Genomic DNA, 18,615 nt, shown 5'->3' with positions numbered 1-18,615 from the left:
GCCCGTCGACGACAGCCACAGGCTCGTCCGATCGGATCATCGACGGCCTGAATGACGTCGGCACTGACGTTGGCGACCTCACCACCCGACGCCCCGACCGTCGCCCCCACCCACGCATTTGGGGGACCGAACGCTTCACCCGGCAAACCAGACATCGAGGCAGGCAGCTCGGCGCCGTCGCAACCCTCGAGGCGGAAACCTGGCCGAGGGCGTCATCTCGACTGCGATCGCCGTGCTGGTGATCGCCTTCCTCAACCTGCTCATGGGTCGGGTTTCGGGTGATGTTCAGCTCGGCGACCACCAAGGCAAACCAGACGATCGAACAGATCGGAAACTGATGCTCAACCCGGCGGCGGAAGCAGCTCCGGCACGCTGTCGGCCGCCCTGGGGGTGACGGTATTCTCGCCTTCCTGCTCTTGGCCACCCGCGTGCTGGTGAACCTGTGGGTCGCAACCTTCGTTGGTCGACCACGTGGCGTGGGACACCACCCGGCGTGCGGCCTCCGACCCTCGGTACGCCGACGTTAGTGAGGTCAAGCCGAAAGCCTGGCCTGAAACGTGCCCGCCTGGGTGGCCACGCGAGCGCACGTCGAGAGTTGCAGTTCGTCGGGGACCCGACCGGGCGCTCGGTCATCCTCGGGTGCGAGCCCGGCCGGCCACAGTCGTCGGCACCAGCGACCCGCACCTCGGCGGCGCGTCCGCCGCCGACGTCGTCGTCCGGCGGGAGCCATCGTGAGAGCGCAGGCGTTGGGCTGACCGGGGGCACGTCGTCGGCGGCTCAGGTGGAGCTGCTGGCCGGGGTGCTCGTATTTGCCCACCAGTGGGCACGCTCATGATCGTCAATGTCTGGTCGGTCATCGCTGCCCGCACCGATACGGACGCTGCAGTGCAGGGCTCACCTCCAGGTGTACGGGCCGACAGCGCCGCTGCCCAGTTCGGCAGAGGCCGTGCAGCGGCGCGAGCCTCCGCTTGTCGCACTCCGGGCGCTCCGATGCGGCAATCTCGATCACACGGCCCGATGCGGCTGCCTTCGGCCCTTGCCGGGCTGGCCCACGTCAGCCTTCGCCTGCGCGCTCCGCTGGTGCGGGTGCCCGGATTGGCCAACCTCGGATGGCGCACGGTCACCGCCGACGGCGCCGAGGTGATCGACCCGTGGCGAGGAAGACGTGGACCGCGGTCCTGCCTGGCGAAGCGGGGGTGTGGCATGCGCCGGGTGAGGACACAGCGTCGAGGTGCGCCCGTCGCCGAGTGCGGCGGACCGATCGGGGTCGTCGCTGATGTTGGTCCCGGCCGGGCGTGCTCGTCGTCGTCCTCCTCGGCGCTGTCGCAGTCGACCTGTCGGCGGCGCACCTGGCCCAGCGGCGGCTGGTTCAGGTCACCGAGCGTGCCGCCGACGACGCCGCAGGCATGCTCGATCGCGGCGCTCCGTTCGGGCGGGCTGGTGCGGACCAACCCGGACAGGCCACGGAGCTGGCCAGGATGCACCTGGCCTCACTCGACGTCCCCGGCTCGAGCGCCGGTGGGTTGATGTGGCGGTCTCGCCGGATGGCACTCAAGTCAGCGTCCGCAGCGGGCAACGGTCGGAGGCTCTTTGGGCGGGGTCTGCCCGGTGTCCCCCACCTACAGGATCCGCCCAAGCCACTGCCCGGTTGGGTTGATCGTCGTGGTCCGACGTTGGCTCGGTCACCCGGCTCGTGCAAAAAGCGAGCCTCGGCGGCCGAAACGCTCCACGACCCAACCGGTTCGGGTTCGTTGACCCGACACGCTGGCCGTCCGCCGAGAGATCGACGTCTTGGGCCGCTGCGAGCGACGCGACCGCATCGCGTGGGCGCTCGTCGGTTTCGGAGAGCATCCGGTGACGTGGCTCGAGACCATTGACGCCGGCGCCCATACGCTCGCCTCACCGCCGCTCGCCGTCGCCGACCGCCTGGCCGCGTTGGCTGCACTGGCCAGGGTGCTCGCCGGGCTCCATCGACGCGGTTGGGTTCACCTGTCGCTCGAGCCCGAGCACGCCATCTGGCGTCGTCGCGCCACCACCGGCCCGAGCACATCCCGCTCGGGCGGCGGCATCGACGTCACGCTGTGCTCACTCGGCTCTGCGGTCTGCCCGGCAGGACCGGCCGAGCGAGCGGCGGACCGCGAGGCGCTGGCGACGATCATGGCATCAACGCTCCTCACCCTGGGGCGCCACCTTCGCACCCGCGCTCAGGTCCGCCCTGGCGGCCGTAGCAGTGGATCTCAGGTCGGGAGACCTCGACGACCTCGATGCGCTGGCCACCGGCCTCGACGATCTGGTCGAAGCAGCGCAGCGATCCACCGACGTCGGGGCGAGTGAGCACCGCACACCCGGGAGCGACTCCTCCGTCCGGCGACGGTTGGGAGAGCTCACCCGCCGGCTGTCCCCCCGGTCGCCGGTCCGTCTCGGTCTGGCAGGCGCTCCGGGCTCACCGTGCTCGGCGGCGCCGGGATCTCGTCGCCCGGGCCGGGCCCGGGACCGCCTTGGTCGCTCGACCGGATCGGCCGCGCCTGCCCGATGCTCGCAACCGGCGGTGCCGCCGCCGCGCCGACCCCGACGGCAGCGGGTGCGGGCGCTCCGCCGGATACCACTCATCGGTGCTGACCGTCGGCACCGCCCGATGGAGCCTGGGCGACGACATAGCCGACGGTCGCCTGGTCGACTTGGACGGCGATGGCTGGAGCGAGCTGGCCGCACTGCGCAACGACGGCGAGGTGTTCCTCGTCCGGCACTTCCCTGTCAACGCCTCCGATGCGGTCCGGGTCCGATCGGTAGCCACCGCCCCCGGGGCCACACGGTTGTTCGCGACTTCCTCCGGCGTCGGGCTCGATGGCTTGAGGGCGAGCGACGCCGACGGGGCACCGACCCCACTGCTCCCCAGCGCGACGGGGCCTGGCGCCGGTTCGGAGTCGGACCCCGGTTCGCCGGCGACGGTCAAAGCGGCCCCGACCACCGGGGGCGGACCATGAGCAGCACCCGGACGGTGAGGCACCCAAAGCCGCTCGGCACACCCGGTCGGTTGGCGATCGCGCTGCTCAGCACCGCAGCGGTTGCGGCCGCTGCGACCGCCACCGCCGTGGTTGGGGGTCCCAGCGCTGGAGCGCTGCCCCGCACTCGAGCCGACCTCGACCTCCTCTACTCCGGCGACGCCGCCGTGCTGGCCGTGGCGGTGGTGCGCTTCGCTGCGGTCGCGTTGGCGCTGTGGTGGCTCGGCTTGATCGTCGCGTCCTGGCTTGCCGCCTGGAGAGGCCGCCACGATCGTGTCGGGGTCTACGCCCGGCTGCTTCCCGCTCCCCTCCGGATGGCGGTCACGCTCAGCCTCTCCCCCATGCTGGTCGCGCTACCCGCCACGGTGGCGGGGGCGCAGAACCAACCACCGATAGGAGTTCCCAGCAGCATCGCCGGCCCGGCCGACGATCCGACCAGCCCGACCGCACCGTCCACCCGGGTACTCGGGCTGAACCCGCTGCCGGACGGACCGCAGCCTCGACCGGGCGCTGGCGGGTCGCCGACAGCCGGCACGACGCCGGCACCCGGGTTGCCGGTCGACGGTCGCATCGACGCAACAGCCGACGGCGACCCTGCCCCTGGGGTTGCCACGATCGGTCAGGCTCCCTCGGGCGACCAGGCGTCCCGGCCCCACGATCGTGACCAGGGGTGACGTGCATTGGTTCGACCAGGCCCGCGCCCACCTCGACGCCCAGCTCGGTCGCCCGTCCTCGGAACAGGAGGCCGAGATCTACTGGTATCGGTGCGTGGCCCACAACGTCGAGCAGCTCCCCGAACCGGACGAACCCGACATCGTCCCGCCCGGGCAGGTCCTCGACTGCCCGAACTCCCCGCACCACATGACCACATCTCCGCCGCCCTCTTCCGTGCGCCCAGCTTGACCACCAACCGGCTCGTTCCGCCCAGCATCGCCAACCCGGGAGCCCAGAACGCGCCCTGACGGACCCCTCAGCTCCCCAGTTCGCTCACGCATCAACTCGGGAGCCCAGAGCGCCCTGACGGTCACCTCAGCTCCCCAGTTCGCCCGCGTGGGGTCGGGTCTGGGCCGATGCCGGCGTGGCAGGCTGGGCCGGTGAGCGCCGAGATCATCCTGAGACGGGTGGAGCTGACCCTGGCCGAGGCCCATCGGGCCGCGCACGGCACGGTTGCCGACCGTCCGACGCTGATCGTCGAGTTCCGCGCCGACGTCGGTCCCTCCGGTGCGAACGCCCCGTCCGGTTGGGGCGAATGCCCGGCGCTGCCCGACCCGGGCTATTTCTATGAGTACACCGCCGGCGCTTGGGCCATGTTGTGCGACGTGCTGATCCCGGCGGTCATCGCCGGCGGATTGCTCACCCCCGACGCGGTCGAAGGAGCGATGTCGGCCGTGCCAGGGCACCCGATGGCCCGCTCGGCGCTGGCATTGGCGGCCGAGGACCTGGCGGCCCGGAGGAGGAACGAGACGCTGGCGCAACGCTGGGGCCCAGCAGCCGACACCCTGCCGGCCGGCGCGGCACTCAGCCTTCGAACCGGTCAGCAACGCCCAAGCCGTGAACGCTCGACCACGGGGTATCAGGGTGACACCTCCGCCGGTGGCAACGACAACAGCAACAGCCGCAACCCCGTTGGTAGCGGTGATGCTGCCAACGCCGACCTGGCCGAGCGTGCGGTCGCATTGGCCCAGGCGGGATACCGGCGTCTGAAGATCAAGATCCAACCGGGCCTCGACCTGGTCCCACTTGGCGCCGTCAGCGATGCGCTGAGGTCGAGCGGCGATGGCGATGTCGAGGTGGCCGCCGACGCCAACGCGTCCCTATCGCAGCGACGACCCGACCACCTCGACGCCCTGATCGCCCTGGACCGCCTCGGGCTGGCCTGGCTGGAACAACCCTTCCGACCGACGACCTGGTCGGTCACGCCCAGCTGGCGCAACGCCTCGACACGCCGATCTGTCTGGACGAATCGGTGACCTCGCTCGGCGTTGTCGAGACTGCGCTGGCCCTGGGCCTGCGGCCGATCATGTGCGTCAAGGCCGCCCGTCTCGGCGGACCGACCCCGGCGAGGCGGTTGCTCGATTGGTGCCACGACGAAGGCCTGGACGCCTACATCGGGGGCATGTTGTCCTCCGGTATCGGCCGGGCCGCCGATCGTGCGCTGGCCGGGCTAGCCGCAGCCAACCGGGTGGGCGACATCGGCGGCGACGACCGGTACTTCACCGAAGATGTCACCTCCACCGGTTGCCATCGATCGGGAGGGGCGGGTGCCGACGGTCGGTGTCGAGGGTGTCGCAGGGCTCGGGGTTGACGTCGACGTCGAGCGCCTCGCCAAACTCACCACCGATGAACGCCGCTGGACGCTCTGAACCGGACCGTCGGGTGCAGCCGGCACCCGTCAGTCGAGGCGAAGACCCATCTCGCTGAGCCGCTGAGGGGCGTGCTCCTCACTCACGTCGAGGATGCAGGCGATCGCTCGCATGTCGTCTCGCCGGATGGTCAGCATGCGGCCGTTGAAGTCCTGGCGCTGCACCTGGATCATGCGCAGATAGCGGTTCAGCATTTCGGCTGCGGGGCCATCGACCCCTCGAGGCGGGTGAGATCGATCTTGGCTCCGGCCTCGGCGTGTTCGGTGCGTGAGATCTCGCTGTCGCCGTCCTCGGGCAGCAGCTGATCGACCGGAACCTTGCAGAACCGGGCGAGCCGTTGCAAGCGGGGGACCGAGATGGCCCGCTCGCCCCGCTCGTAGGCGCCGAGCACCGAGGCCTTGAACTCCTGATCCGAGTCGGCCTCGACCTCTTGCAGCGAGAGCCGCTTCTGGCGGCGGATGAGCCGAAGACGCTCTCCCACCGCACGGCCGTACTGGCTGCGGGCTTCCTCGTCCTCGTCCACGAAGCTGGTCCCCATCTAGGTCTCCCTTTCGAAGATGGTGATCCCGCCGGATCGGTGCAGTCGAGTGCGCCGAGTATCTGGGCGATCCGCCCCATCGGCTCCCCTCACCCGGCTGCGGTCCCTCACCCGCCACGGAATCTGTGCAGGTAAAATCCTACATGCCCGCTCCGTGGCCGTGGTGATCTTTTTTCTCACGGAGCGCGACCGCTCGAGCCCCCGCCACCATGGCGGCCGTCTCGGCCCGCATCACGTGGGGCCCAAGGGCGACCTGGTCGGGTACCAGCGCCCGCTCCCGCTCGGAAAACCCGCCTTCGGGGCCGATCCAGCAGGGCGATCGACGGCCGTGGGCGTCCGTCCGGTGCCATCGGCGCGCACCCAGGACACGAGCGAGACCTCCGAGGGGCCGGATGTCGGCTGCCCGGCGACGAGCTCGTCGACGGTGATCGGGCCGACGATGGTCGGCAACCACGCCCTGCGGCACTGCTCCAGCGCAGCCGCTGCGACGCGCCCAAGCTTGGCCAGATGCGATGACGCCTTGGATCCCGACCAGCGCACCACCGACCGATCGGTCTGAAGCACGACGATGCGGTCAACCCCCACCTCGGTCAGCTTCTGCACACACCACTCGGGGCGCTCCCCTGACCGGGGCAAAGGCGATGGCCACCGGGTCGGGGGCGGGCACCGAGCGGACGTCCCCGTCGGGGTCCAACTCACCGACCGGGCCGACACGCACCAGCCGCCACGATCCGGCCCCGTCGGTAACGCTGATGGCGGTACCCGGACGAAGCCGGCGGGCCGACCACAGGTGACGCGTCAGCTCCTCGGACGGAACCGGGTGCTCGACCGAGTCAACCAGGGCGTGGGCCACCAGGTCGTGGGGCGGCCCGCCATCATTTGAAGGCACTGCGGATCTTTTTGCCCAGACCGGTCTTGGGCGGGGTGACCGCCTCCTCCCGCAACTCGGCGAAGCGGCGCAGCAGCTCCTCCTGCTCGTTGGAAAGATCGGTTGGGGTGTGCACCGACACGCGGGCGATCAGGTCGCCCCGGCCCCGGTCCCGCCCGCGGCCGTCGAGCCGCGGCACCCCCAGCCCGCGGAAACGGTGCTCCCAGCCCGACTGGGTTCCGGCGGGCACGGTGAGCTCGTGGGCACCGTCAAGCGTGTCGACCTCCAACTGAGTCCCCAGCGTGGCCTGGGCGACGCTCACCGGGACCTCGATGTGCAGCGTCGTACCGTCGCGTACCACTTCGGAGTGGCCCGACACGTTCAGGTGGACGTACAGGTCACCGGCAGGACCGCCCCGGGCCCCGACCGCTCGCGACCGGTCAGCCGCAGCGTCGAGCCGTCGTCCACCCCGGCGGGCACCTCGACGGTGAGGGTGGCCTCCTCGACGATCCGTCCGTCTCCGTCGCACTTGCTGCAGGGGCTGGGAATCAACTCGCCGCTCCCCTGGCAGGTGGGGCACGGCGATGCGGTCACCATTTGGCCGAGGATCGAGCGGCGCACCGACTGCACCTGTCCCTGACCTCCGCAGGTCTCGCAGGTTTTCGGGCCGGTGCCCGGCGCGGCGCCGGTGGCTTCACAGGTCTCGCAGGCGACTGCGGTCCGCACGGTCACGTCGTGGGCACCGCCAAACACCGCCTGGTCGAAGGGGATCCGAAGGTTGGTTTCAAGATCGGGACCTCGTTGCGGCCCGGTTCGGCCTCGGGTTGCGCCGCCGCCAAACCCGGCGCCGAAGCCCGACCCGCCACCTCCGCCGAAGAAGGCGTCGAACAGGTCGGAGAGGCCACCCATGCCGTCGGCCATCCCGGCGCCGCCATCGACCGATCCGAAGCGGTCGTAGTTCTCGCGCTTCTCCCCATCGGAGAGAATCTCGTAGGCGACGGCCACCGACTTGAAGCGAGCCTCGGCGTGAGGGTCATCCGGGTTGGCGTCGGGGTGGCTGTCGCGGGCCGCTTTGCGATACGCGGCCTTGATCTCGATGTGGGTGGCCTCGCGATGAACGCCCAGGACCTCGTAGGGATCCTCGGTGATCTGAGCCATCGTTACTCCTTGTACTGTCCGGTTGGGGGGTGCATTGCTCGCCACCGATGCGTTGATCTCACGGGGTGCATGGCGGTCGGGGTCTTCGTTGGTTGGTCATCGATCGGCCTCGGGCCGACGAGGTGGTGTTCGGTCGGCAATGCCGACCGTGCGGGCTACTCGCCTTCGCTGAGCGCCCTCGTCAGTTGTCGGCTGACCGTGTCGACCGCCGAGAGCGTGTCGGAATAGTTCATCCGGGTGGGTCCCAGCACCGCCAGGGTGGCGGCCCGGCCCGAACCCACCATCACCGGAGCCACGACCAGGGAGCATTCGCTCAGCGGCGACAGCCCGGTCTCCGAGCCGATCGCCACCGACAGTCCCCGTTCGATCAGCTCGCGCAGCAGGCCGACGACCACCACCTGCTGTTCGAGCAGGGCCAACACCCGATGCAGGGTTTCGACCTCCTCGAAGCTGCGGGCCATGTTGGAGGCGCCGTCGACGTACAGCTCGGTGTGGTCCTCGGCCCAGGAGGCCGACAGGCCGACAATCACCTCGCCGACGAGGGCGACCGCCGGGGAGTCGGGCGCCACGCGGGGTGCCACCTCGGCAACCGATGGGATGGTGCCGGCAACGACGTCGTCCACCGAACAACCTTCCAGCCGGGCGGACAGCACCGAGGTGGCCACCGCCAGTTGGGCGTCGTCAAGGTCGTCGGCCAGGTCGACGGTGCGCTTGGCCAGCATGCCGTTGCTCAGCACGGCGACCGCCACCACCAGCCGGTCCGATAACGACACCAACTGCACCGAACGGATCGTCTCGCTGCTTCCCCGCTCGCCGACCGTCAGGGCCGTCGTGGAGGTCAGGCGGGCCAGGTGGGTGGACGCCTCCTGGAAGAGCCCCTCGAGCTCGCCGTGGGCATGGGCAAAGAACTGTCCAACCTGCTGCGCCTTGGGCTCGTCCAACTCGGTCGGTACTCCCAACTGGTCGACGAAGAACCGGTAGCCCTTCTCGGTCGGGATCCGTCCGGCCGACGTGTGTGGCTGAGTGAGGTAGCCCTCGTGTTCGAGGAAGGTCATGTCGTTGCGCACCGTGGCGGGGCTGACCTCAACCCCGGGGGCGCCGGCGACGTTCCCCGAGCCCACCGGGAGGGCGGTCTCGATATAGCTCTGGACGACGGCCCGCAGCACGGCCGACTTGCGGTCATCGAGCATCGGTTTCTCCCCTCGTCGCAGCGCCGTGGCGCCGGGACGCGCCCAGCGGGCGCACCGCTGGGGCGACGGGCGTCAAAGACGCTGGGGAGGTGGTCACCGATGCCATAGCCGCCTGATTCTACCGGTGGGACCCGCTCGACATGAGTCGAGGTGCCCTCAGTCCAGGCGAAGGGCCTTAATGAAGGTGTCGGGTGGGATGTCCACCTTGCCGATCGACTTCATGCGCTTCTTGCCGGCCTTCTGCTTCTCGAGCAGCTTGCGCTTGCGGGTGATGTCGCCGCCGTAGAGCTTCTCGGTCACGTCCTTGCGGAACGCTTTGACCGTCTCCCGGGCGATGATCTGCCCGCCGATGGCCGCCTGGATCGGCACGTCAAACTGCTGGCGCGGGATCAGCTCCTTCAGCTTTTCGGCCGTGCGCCGCCCGTACTCATAGGACCGTTCCTTGTGCACGATGGCGCTGAAGGCGTCGACGGTCTCGCCGCTCAACATGATGTCCACCCGCACCAGCTCGGCGGGCAGGTAGCCGTCGGTGTCGTAGTCCAGGCTGGCGTAGCCCTGGGTGCGGCTCTTCAAGGCGTCGAAGAAGTCGATCACCACCTCGGCCAGCGGCAGGCGGTAGGTGAACTCCACGCGCTCGGGCGACAGGTACTCCATGCCCAGCTGCTCGCCGCGACGGCTGAGGCACAGCTCCATGATCGTGCCGACGTACTCCGCCGGGGAGAGGATCGTCATGCGCAGCTGTGGTTCGCTGATCTGTTCGATCTCGGTCGGTGGCGGCAGGCTGGACGGGTTGTGCACCGACAGCATCTCGCCCGCGGTCGTCTCCACCTCGTATTCCACCGACGGGGCGGTGGCGATCAGCGACAGGTCGAACTCGCGCTCGAGGCGCTCCCGCACGATCTCCATGTGCAACAGGCCGAGGAAGCCGCAGCGGAAGCCGAAGCCCAGTGCGCCGGAGGTCTCGGGCTCGTAGGTGAACGAGCTGTCGTTCAGCCGCAGCTTTTCCAGGCTCTCGCGCAGCTCCTCGAAGGCGTCGCCCTCCACCGGGTACAAGCCGCAGAACACCATCGGCTTGGGTTCGGCATATCCCGCCAGCGGGTCACCAGGCTTGGCCGAGTCGGTCACCGTCTCACCGGAGCGGGCCTCGCCCACGTCCTTGATGCCGGCGATCAGGTAGCCCACCTCGCCCGGGCCCAGCTGCTTCACCGGCGTGTTGACCGGGCGGCGGACACCGATCTCCTCGGCAGCGTGGGTGCTGCTCGCCTGGAGGAACGACAGCTTCTGGTTGGTCTTCATCACGCCGTTCATCACCCGCACCGACGACACCACGCCGCGGTATTGGTCGAAGTGCGAGTCGAAGATCAGGGCCTGCAGCTCGGCGCCGGCGTCGCCGACCGGGGGTGGGATGCGCTCGATGACCGCGTCGAGCAGCGCACCGACCCCCTCGCCGGTTTTGGCCGAGAGGTGCAGCACCTCCTCGGCCGGGATGCCGAGCACCTTTTCGATCTCGGCAGCAACCCGTTCCGGTTCGGCCGCAGGCAGGTCGATCTTGTTCAGGCATGCGACGATCTCGAGGTCGTTCTCGAGGGCCAGGTAGCAGTTGGCCAGGGTCTGGGCCTCGATACCCTGGCTGGCGTCGACCACCAGCACCACGCCCTCGCAGGCGGCCAGGCTCCGGCTGACCTCGTAGCCGAAGTCGACGTGACCGGGCGTGTCGATCAGGTGCAGCTTGTGACCGGCCCAGTCGACCTGCACCGACTGGAGTTTGATCGTGATGCCTCGCTCGCGCTCCAGGTCCATCGAGTCGAGAAACTGGGCGCGCATGTCCCGGGCATTGACCGCGCCGGAGATCTCCAGCAGCCGGTCGGCCAACGTCGACTTCCCGTGGTCGATGTGGGCGATGATCGAGAAGTTGCGGATGTGGTCAAGGTTTGTCACGGCCCCGGCAGGCTACTCCGGCCCGTCGAGGAGGCCATCCAGCGTCTGCTGTGCCCGGTCCAGGTCGTCGGAGCGGAACGACTCGTCGACTATCAGCCGCTGGTAGAGGTCGACTGCTTCTTGGGCGGGTGCGACCGCACCCGCACGGTCACCGGTCTCAGACAAGCTGATGGCCAGGTTGTTCAACGCCGCTGCCAGGTTGGGTTCGTAGGCCCGGTTCTCGGCCGCTTGAGCCCGCCGGAGGTCGACTGCTTCTTGGGCGGGCGCGACCGCACCCGCACGGTCACCGGTCTCAGACAAGCTGATGGCCAGGTTGTTCAACGCCATGGCGAGGTCGGGTTCGTAGGCCCGGTTCTCGGCCGCTTGAGCCCGCCGGAGGTCGACTGCTTCTTGGGCGGGCGCGACCGCACCCGCACGGTCACCGGTCTCAGACAACCTGTTGGCCAGGGTGTTCAACGCCATGGCGAGGTCGGGTTCGTAGGCCCGGTTCTCGGCCGCTTGAGCCCGCCGGAGGTCGACTGCTTCTTGGGCGGGCGCGACCGCACCCGCACGGTCACCGGTCTCAGACAACCTGATGGCCAGGTTGTTCAACGCCGCTGCCAGGTCGGGTTCGTAGGCCCGGTTCTCGGCCGCTTGAGCCCGCCGGAGGTCGACTGCTTCTTGGGCGGGCGACCGCACCCGCACGGTCACCGGTCTCAGACAACCTGTTGGCCAGGGTGTTCAACGCCGCTGCCAGGTCGGGTTCGTAGGCCCGGTTCTCGGCCGCTTGAGCCCGGAAAGGTCGACTGCTTCTTGGGCGGGCGCGACCGCACCCGTACGGTAAACGGTGGCAGACGACCTGTTGGCCAGGGTGTGCAGCGCCGCTGCCAGGTCGGGTGAGCAGGCCCGGTTCTCGGCCGCTTGAGCCCGCCGGAGGTCGACTGCTTCTTGGGCGGGCGCGACCGCACCCGCACGGTCACCGGTCTCAGACAACCTGTTGGCCAGGGTGTTCAACGCCGCTGGCCAGGTCGGGTTCGTAGGCCCGGTTCTCGCCGCTTGAGCCCGTAGAGGTCGACTGCTTCTGGGCGGGCGACCGCACCCGCACGGTCACCGGTCTCAGACAACCTGTGGCCAGGTTGTTCAACGCCGCTGCCAGGTCGGGTTCGTAGGCCCGGTTCTCGGCCGCTGAGCCCGCCGGAGGTCGACCCACCCGCACGGTCCCTCAGCAACCTGTGGCCAGGGTGTTCAACGCCGCTGCCAGGTGGGTTCGTAGGCCCGGTTCTCGGCCGCTGAGCCCGCCGGAGGTCGACTGCTTCTTGGGCGGGCGCGACCGCACCCGCACGGTCACCGGTCTCAGACAACCTGATGGCCAGGTTGTTCAACGCCGCTGCCAGGTCGGGTTCGTAGGCCCGGTTCTCGGCCGCTTGAGCCCGCCGGAGGTCGACTGCTTCTTGGGCGGGCGCGACCGCACCCGCACGGTCACCGGTCTCAGACAACCTGTTGGCCAGGTTGTTCAACGCCGCTGCCAGGTCGGGTTCGTAGGCCCGGTTCTCGGCCGCTTGAGCCCGGTAAAGGTCGACTGCTTCTTGGGCGGGCGCGACCGCACCCGCACGGTCACCGGTCTCAGACAACCTGATGGCCAGGTTGTTCAACGCCGCTGCCAGGTCGGGTTCGTAGGCCCGGTTCTCGGCCGCTTGAGCCCGGTAATGATCGACCTCAATTTGATCAATGACTGCTGCGATACCCTTAACGAGGGGCGCGAGAATATTCGCATCACAGCCCAAGGCCCGTTCAAGTCGTTGGACCGTTTTTGCGTCATCCCACGGCAACACTCGGATTAGCTCGGCCAAGCCGGTCAAGGCCCGTCGAGTGGTTCGTGGCTGAGCACCGTCCTGCGCGCGAGACGCCAACGCCGAGCCGAAGACTTCCCACGTCGTCTCAAGGCTGGCAAGCAAATCCGACGCAAACGGTCCGACGACAGCCGTCTGCGGGTTGGTAGCGGCGCCCGCGACCCGCGCGAGGGTGACGAGCACGTCTGCCTGGGCGTCCGGTACTGCGGCCAACAACACAGTCCGGATGAGATCCGGGTCGAGTTCTGCGATCAGTACGTCCGCAACCGGGTCGGGATGCAGCGCCTCGAACCCATCTCCGTACATGCCCTCGTACCCAGTGGCGAGATGTTCTGCCGCTGCGGCCGTCAGGCCGAACAGTTCAAGCCGTTCGCATGCTTGCTCCTGGGTTGTTACTCCGCCCAACGACAGCGATGCGACGGCCTTGCGGAGATTGCCCCGAACCTCATCTCTGAGCGCGTCCGGCACCGGGTTGAGCGGCGTGGATGACGGCACCAGGTGGCTTCGCCAGAACTGCCGCTCTCGTTCGAGCAACCTCTGCAGGACCACGCGGTCACTGTCACCGCCCTCGAACGCTGCGGCGACAACCGCCAGCGACGTATCGAACGTCGACTGCTGAGCACTCCAAGTGGGTGAGACCTCCATCTCAAGCTGGCCGAACCGCTTGGCCGCCACCTCACCCAGCACCTTTTGGTTGCCCACCTGCTTGCGCCCGAGCGCCTCCAGGTCGCTCCGCTCCAGCGTGTCGGACTCCAGGAGGACGTGATCGAACGCGCCCCGGTGGCGGCTGAGCAGCAACAGCCTCACCCGGTGGCTTGCGTCGTCGGCGCAGGACTTTGCCCATTCCATCCACTGACGAACCGCCGTCGGCTGGTCTTCGGGGTAGTCGACGACGACCAGCAGGTCGGCGTTGACGACCGTCCCTGCTTGGGACCATGCCGATTCGTGCTTGGCTCGAAGGAGTCCCACCACCCAGCCATCGGCCGACGCTCGAACCAAGAGCTCCTGGGCGGCCCGGGACTTGCCCATGCCACCGGCCCCGGTCAGCAGTGCTGCCCGGAACCGATTGCCCGTTTCGAGAAACCCGTCGAGGCGTGCGTCGGTCGTATCCCCACGACCCACCGTTTCGATTGGGTCAGTCCAAACATCATTGTGAGTGGTCACATCGATGGGGTCGCCCGGCACATACGGCACCACGGCATGGCGGTACTGAAGTGCCGCCATCGGGCGCAGGTTGCTCGGGCGTAGCGGCGCCACCGGCGGTTCGAGCACCACCGCTGCCATCTCGCCGGTGCTGCCAACGGGCCTGACAGGACATGGAACCAACAATCCGTCGTTGGATGCCACCACCTCCTGGCGCAAATGGCTCCAGATGACCTGACGAAGTGTTCCCCGGCCGTGATCGTCGTCAGCGAGCAACATCGACGACGCACTGACCATCCGCAGCGCGTCGAGCGTGCCGTCCACCACTCGCAGGATGCCCACCAGACGGCCATCCGCAACCACCGGTCCCCCGGAGATCCCGGCCCAACCGCTGATGACCTCTTCAGCGCTGCCATCCAACCGCCCGCCCGCCGTGTTCGGTCGCGGATTCAGTCGGGTCTCGATCGACCGTTCTGGTTGGTCCGACCCACCGGTGATGGTGACGCCCGCCCGGTACTGGGCACCCGTACCCGAACGAGCGGCGGTGGCGCCCGGATAGCCCCAGAGCTCCGCCTCGATGTCACCGTCCCCGTTGAGGTACCCCCACGGTGGAGGGTTGAGATCCCACAAGGGTTTGTCGAGCAACAACACGCGAACGTCCAGGCTGGTGTTCTCAAAGATCGATTTGGCCGGCACCCAAGCTGCGGTGGAGCCGTTCGCGCACTTACGGACTGCCGCCGAGTCGAGCGCCGGGGATTCGCCGTCCACCGAATGGGCGCAGGTGAGCACCAAGGAGTTACCAACGGAGCAGCCGCTCAGCACCGCTCCCCCGCTGGCTGCCTCGACCCGGACCTCGCACAGGAGCTCGGAGCCACGGAAGGTCCAAGAGCTACTCACGGCCGGCTGCCCGGCTCATTCGACTTCGAACGTGCGGGATGCGCTGAGGTCCTGCGTTCCACCGTCCGGTGTCACCTGCTTGGGCTTCAGCTTCAACGTCAGCTTGATGGTGGAGGCGCTCGACGCCCCCCCCCCGCCCTCGAACCCGACGCCCGGCACCTTCAGGTTGAGGCCTCCCTTGCCCTCGGTCGTCACGAGCGCCTCCAGTTCGACCTGAATCTCACCCATGTCGAACCGGATGTCCTGACCAGCGCCTTTGGCGGTGGCTTCGGCCAGCTCCGCTCGAAGCTGTTCGATGACCTGGGCGACGGAGGGCAACTCGGCCATGGCGCAGCTCCTTGGATGGCAGGGATCCCGACAGTACCCCGAACCCTCCGGCTCGGGGCGTGGCGCCTTCACTGCTTCCTTGGTTGGTTTTTGACTCGACCGGTGAACACAGGCTCGCTCAGGATCGGGTTCCGAGCAGCGACTACCTCAGAGCCTCGCTACCGTGGACCGGGTGAGGAGTCGCTGCAGGCACGAAGACGAGATGCCGGGTGTCCGTCCGTGCGGTTGATGACCACCGAGATCGCCGACGCGGTCGGCGGTGTGCACGAGGGCAGGGCGATGCCGGTTGAGCAGTACCGCTTCCATCCCCGCGAGCTGGGCACCAGCCCCGACGAGTTGCTCGTCGCCGGGTACCACCGGTTTCTGCGCGACGACACCAACCGACACACACCCCGGGCGGTCTCGGCCGACCGTCCGTACCTGTGCGAGGTGGCTCCGGTGGGCGGCACGGCGATCGTCGTCGCCGAGGTGGAACCCGCGATGCTGGCATTCGGCCGCTACGTGCGGCCCAAGCTGACCGATCGATGTGTCGGGATCACCGGGTCGGTCGGCAAGACCACGGTGAAGCAGCTGATCGCCGCGGCCACCGCCACGACCTACCGAACCCACGCCACGCCGAGGTCGTTCAACACCAAGTTCTCCATGCCGGGCGTTCTCGCCTCGGCGCCCGACGAGACCGAGTGCCTCGTGCTGGAGTTGGGCGCCCGATACCGAGGCGACCTGCGCATCATGACCGAGGTGGCACGTCCGACGGTGGGCGTGGTGACCAAGCTGGGCTGGGCCCACCTGGGGCCGATGATGGGCCGCGACGGCATCGTCGCCACCAAGGGGGAGCTGGTCGAGGGGCTGCCGGCCTCGGGCACCGCCGTGCTCTCCACCGACGATCCGCTGGTCGAGGGCTATGCCGCCCGTACCCAGGCCACGGTGCTGAGCTACGGCTCGACCGGCGACGTGCGGGCTCCTCGAGTGGACTTGGCGGGAGACCTGTCGCTGCGGGTGTCGGTGAGCACGCCGTGGGGTGACGCCGAGCTGCATCCAGCCGTGAAGGGTGCCCATCACGTGACCAACCTGCTGGCAGCACTGGCCGGCGCCCTCGCTGTGGAGGTGCCGCTCGACGCAGCGGTTGCCGGCATCGAGGCGGCGGAACCACCCGACCGACGCATGCAGATGCACCGGGTCGCCGGTGACATCACGGTGATCGACGACAGCTTCAACGCCACGCTCGATTCGGTTCTCGGAGCCCTCGATGCACTGGCCGCGGTCGATGCCCCCGAGCGGCTGGCGGTGCTGGGCCCTCTGCGGGACGGCATCGCCTACCTCGACGAGATCCATTCCGTCGCCCGCGAGCGGGCCGAGACGCTGGGCATCGAGATCCTGGCCTACCGGGCGCCGATCTACGGCCTGCCGGTTGCGGACCATCGCCGCCAATTGCGGGAGCGGATCGACGCGTTGCCGCCCGGCTCGGCGGTTCTGATCAAGGGCAGCCGCGACGATGTGATCGACGAGGTCGTGGCCGAGCTGATCGGCCAACTCGGGAGCTGAAACGACCGCCTGAGCGCGCTCCGGGCTCCCGACTTCGGGCTTGGATTGAGCTGATCGGCCAACTCGGGAGCTGAAACGACCGCCTGACGGTCGTTCGGGCTCCCGACTTCGGTGACGGGGCGGCCCAGTGGGTGGGATGGCCCCTACAGGTGGCGATGGAAACCCATGAGGTCGGGGCCGTCGTCCTGCGTCTCGTCCCGTTCGGGCGCGCGACGAAAGCCCAGCGACAGGTACAGCGCCTGAGCGCCGGCCATGTAGTCCGCGGTCCGCTCAGCCATCTCGGTGACCCCCTCGGAGCGCAGGCGAGCCATGACCTCCTCGACCAATGCTCGACCGATGCCCCGACCGCGGGCCTGCGGACTGACCGACACCTGACGGGCCCGGCCCACCTTGCCGTCGGTGCCGGGAATGCGGTCGTAGCCGACGGCACCGACGACGAAGCCGTCGGCGTCCTCGGCCACCAAGAGGGTGCACTCGTCTGCACGGGCGGCGACGTCGGCCAGTTCACGGTCGTACTCCGCCAGACGCGGCCGACCGGGGATCGATGCGTACGCCGCCACCGTCAGCTCACCGATCACCCGCCAGTCGGCCTCGGTGGCCGCCCGCACGCGGATCGAGGGTCCGACGGGCTCGATGCCGGTGTCGATGAGCGCTCTTGACCGCTCGTGGCGGCCAACAGCCAGGTTGCACAGGCGGTCGAGCACCTGGGGAAAGGCCACGCCGGACGCCGCCCACATGCGCGGAAAGGTCGATTCGGTGGTGAACCCGGGCATCGTGTTGACCTCGTTGACCAGAAGCGCGCCATCCTCGGTGAGGAACACGTCCACCCGGGCCAGGCCGTCGACACGAAGGGCGGCGGCCCACGTCGGGAGCGGAGTCTCGAACCCGCTCCCGAAGGGCGGGCCCGAGATCGGCCGGCACCTGCGCCATGGCCGCCCCGGCCCCGTACTTGTCGGCATGGTCGAGGAACTCGCCATGGGGCCGGGTCTCCGATACCGCCGACACGTCGTAGCCATCGGCACGATTGCCCAGGATCGACACGCTCAGCTCACGGCCTTCGACGCCCGCCTCGATGATCAGCGTGTCGTCGTAGCTCGCGGCGTGCGATATCGCTGCGTCCCAGCCCAGGACATCGGCCACCCGGCTGATGCCGATCGACGAGCCCAGGTTGGCCGGCTTGATGTACAACACCGTCGAGCCGAGCCGGTCGGCCGCCTCGTCATAGGTCGGCACCCGGTCACCCGGGTAGACGCCCAGCCACCGGGTTTGGGCGATGCCCCGGGCATCCAAGACGTCGCGGGTCAGCGTCTTGTCGAGGCACACTGCGCTCGAGGCCAACCCGGAGCCCACGCAGGCCACGTCGGCCAACCGGGCAAGAGCCCCGATCACCCCGTCCTCGCCTCGGGGACCGTGCAGCACCGCCATGAGCACGTCTGGCCGTGCGTCGCTGCGGGTCAACAGCGCCCAAGGGTCGGCATCGGGCCACTCGAGCGGCTGCGGGATCGCCGGCAACTGTCCGTCGAGCTCGATCGCCCGCCAACGACCCCCGCGGTCGATGTGGGCGGCGGTGACGTGGTGCCCGGCTTCGCGCAGCCCGCCGGCGACCGCCCAACCCGATGCGACCGACACGTCGTGTTCGGCCGATTGGCCCCCAAAGACCTCGAGTACCCGCACGCATTCCTCCACGCGCCCACAGCAGCGGCGCCCCTAGGTCCTGCAATAATATGGAGAACGGCCGCCTACGTTGCGACCATGCACCGGTCGAACACCGAGAGTGACGCCAATGTGATGAACCCCCGGCCGCGAAAATCGCCACCGCG

15 protein-coding genes and 3 pseudogenes are annotated in these 18,615 nt (G+C 69.0%); 5 read left to right on the top strand and 13 right to left on the bottom strand.

The features are described 5' to 3' along the window. Positions 1–2,173: 2,173 nt before the first annotated feature. Positions 2,174–2,338 carry a hypothetical protein gene (locus tag IPN02_18810; protein ID MBK9298837.1) on the bottom strand — a complete coding sequence of 55 codons (165 nt, stop codon included), beginning with the start codon at positions 2,336–2,338 and terminating at the stop codon, positions 2,174–2,176. A 274-nt stretch (positions 2,339–2,612) separates the two neighbouring features. Between IPN02_18810 and IPN02_18805 the strand changes: the two genes are divergently transcribed. The 4 genes from IPN02_18805 (at position 2,613) to IPN02_18790 (ending at position 5,307) form a co-directional block, all read left to right on the top strand. Beyond that, the gene (locus tag IPN02_18805; protein ID MBK9298836.1) at positions 2,613–2,984 is read left to right on the top strand and encodes a hypothetical protein; all 372 of its coding nucleotides are present in this window, start codon (positions 2,613–2,615) and stop codon (positions 2,982–2,984) included. Positions 2,985–2,998: 14 nt separating this feature from the next. Next, positions 2,999–3,676, top strand: a complete 678-nt coding sequence (locus tag IPN02_18800) for a hypothetical protein (GenBank protein MBK9298835.1) — start codon at positions 2,999–3,001, stop codon at positions 3,674–3,676. A 1-nt stretch (position 3,677) separates the two neighbouring features. Further along, positions 3,678–3,905: a hypothetical protein gene (locus IPN02_18795; protein MBK9298834.1), complete on the top strand. Its 228-nt coding sequence runs from the start codon at positions 3,678–3,680 to the stop codon at positions 3,903–3,905. Positions 3,906–4,677: 772 nt separating this feature from the next. Further along, a complete protein-coding gene (locus IPN02_18790; protein ID MBK9298833.1) occupies positions 4,678–5,307 on the top strand; it encodes a hypothetical protein in 630 nt (209 codons plus the stop codon). An 87-nt stretch (positions 5,308–5,394) separates the two neighbouring features. Here the strand turns inward: IPN02_18790 and IPN02_18785 are convergent. The 10 genes and pseudogenes from IPN02_18785 to IPN02_18740 form a co-directional block, all read right to left on the bottom strand. After that, positions 5,395–5,903 (bottom strand): annotated as a pseudogene (locus tag IPN02_18785) (transcriptional regulator). Positions 5,904–6,042: 139 nt separating this feature from the next. Then, positions 6,043–6,417 carry a 16S rRNA (uracil(1498)-N(3))-methyltransferase gene (locus IPN02_18780; GenBank protein ID MBK9298832.1) on the bottom strand — a complete coding sequence of 125 codons (375 nt, stop codon included), beginning with the start codon at positions 6,415–6,417 and terminating at the stop codon, positions 6,043–6,045. Between the two features lie 60 nt (positions 6,418–6,477). After that, positions 6,478–6,792, bottom strand: a complete 315-nt coding sequence (locus tag IPN02_18775; protein ID MBK9298831.1) for a hypothetical protein — start codon at positions 6,790–6,792, stop codon at positions 6,478–6,480. Beyond that, a pseudogene (locus IPN02_18770) lies at positions 6,779–7,929 on the bottom strand (J domain-containing protein). The gene IPN02_18775 and the pseudogene IPN02_18770 overlap by 14 nt, the downstream one beginning before the upstream one ends. Positions 7,930–8,084: 155 nt before the next feature. Beyond that, positions 8,085–9,119, bottom strand: coding sequence for a heat-inducible transcription repressor HrcA (gene hrcA, locus IPN02_18765; GenBank protein ID MBK9298830.1), 1,035 nt, complete (start codon positions 9,117–9,119; stop codon positions 8,085–8,087). Positions 9,120–9,275: 156 nt separating this feature from the next. Continuing rightward, positions 9,276–11,057 carry an elongation factor 4 gene (gene lepA, locus IPN02_18760; GenBank protein ID MBK9298829.1) on the bottom strand — a complete coding sequence of 594 codons (1,782 nt, stop codon included), beginning with the start codon at positions 11,055–11,057 and terminating at the stop codon, positions 9,276–9,278. Positions 11,058–11,069: 12 nt separating this feature from the next. Further along, positions 11,070–11,747: a tetratricopeptide repeat protein gene (locus tag IPN02_18755; protein ID MBK9298828.1), complete on the bottom strand. Its 678-nt coding sequence runs from the start codon at positions 11,745–11,747 to the stop codon at positions 11,070–11,072. Positions 11,748–11,777: 30 nt separating this feature from the next. Beyond that, positions 11,778–12,029, bottom strand: a complete 252-nt coding sequence (locus IPN02_18750) for a hypothetical protein (GenBank protein ID MBK9298827.1) — start codon at positions 12,027–12,029, stop codon at positions 11,778–11,780. A gap of 17 nt (positions 12,030–12,046) precedes the next feature. Continuing rightward, positions 12,047–14,926 carry a tetratricopeptide repeat protein gene (locus tag IPN02_18745; protein ID MBK9298826.1) on the bottom strand — a complete coding sequence of 960 codons (2,880 nt, stop codon included), beginning with the start codon at positions 14,924–14,926 and terminating at the stop codon, positions 12,047–12,049. Between the two features lie 15 nt (positions 14,927–14,941). After that, positions 14,942–15,253 carry a hypothetical protein gene (locus tag IPN02_18740; protein MBK9298825.1) on the bottom strand — a complete coding sequence of 104 codons (312 nt, stop codon included), beginning with the start codon at positions 15,251–15,253 and terminating at the stop codon, positions 14,942–14,944. Positions 15,254–15,481: 228 nt separating this feature from the next. On the opposite strand from IPN02_18740, the gene IPN02_18735 reads away from it, so the two are divergent. Continuing rightward, on the top strand, positions 15,482–16,795 hold the full coding sequence (locus tag IPN02_18735; GenBank protein ID MBK9298824.1) for a UDP-N-acetylmuramoylalanyl-D-glutamyl-2, 6-diaminopimelate--D-alanyl-D-alanine ligase: 1,314 nt from the start codon (positions 15,482–15,484) through the stop codon (positions 16,793–16,795). A 143-nt stretch (positions 16,796–16,938) separates the two neighbouring features. Here IPN02_18735 and IPN02_18730 read toward each other — a convergent pair whose 3' ends face one another. Beyond that, on the bottom strand, positions 16,939–17,616 hold the full coding sequence (locus tag IPN02_18730) for a GNAT family N-acetyltransferase (protein ID MBK9298823.1): 678 nt from the start codon (positions 17,614–17,616) through the stop codon (positions 16,939–16,941). A gap of 43 nt (positions 17,617–17,659) precedes the next feature. Next, positions 17,660–18,220: pseudogene (locus IPN02_18725) on the bottom strand (D-alanine--D-alanine ligase). Positions 18,221–18,615 lie beyond the last annotated feature (395 nt).

It is taken from the genome of Candidatus Microthrix subdominans, from assembly GCA_016719385.1.
Classification (GTDB): domain Bacteria; phylum Actinomycetota; class Acidimicrobiia; order Acidimicrobiales; family Microtrichaceae; genus Microthrix; species Microthrix subdominans.
The sequence above is the reverse complement of the archived record's forward strand: the minus strand, read 5'-3'. Positions and strand labels throughout refer to the sequence as shown.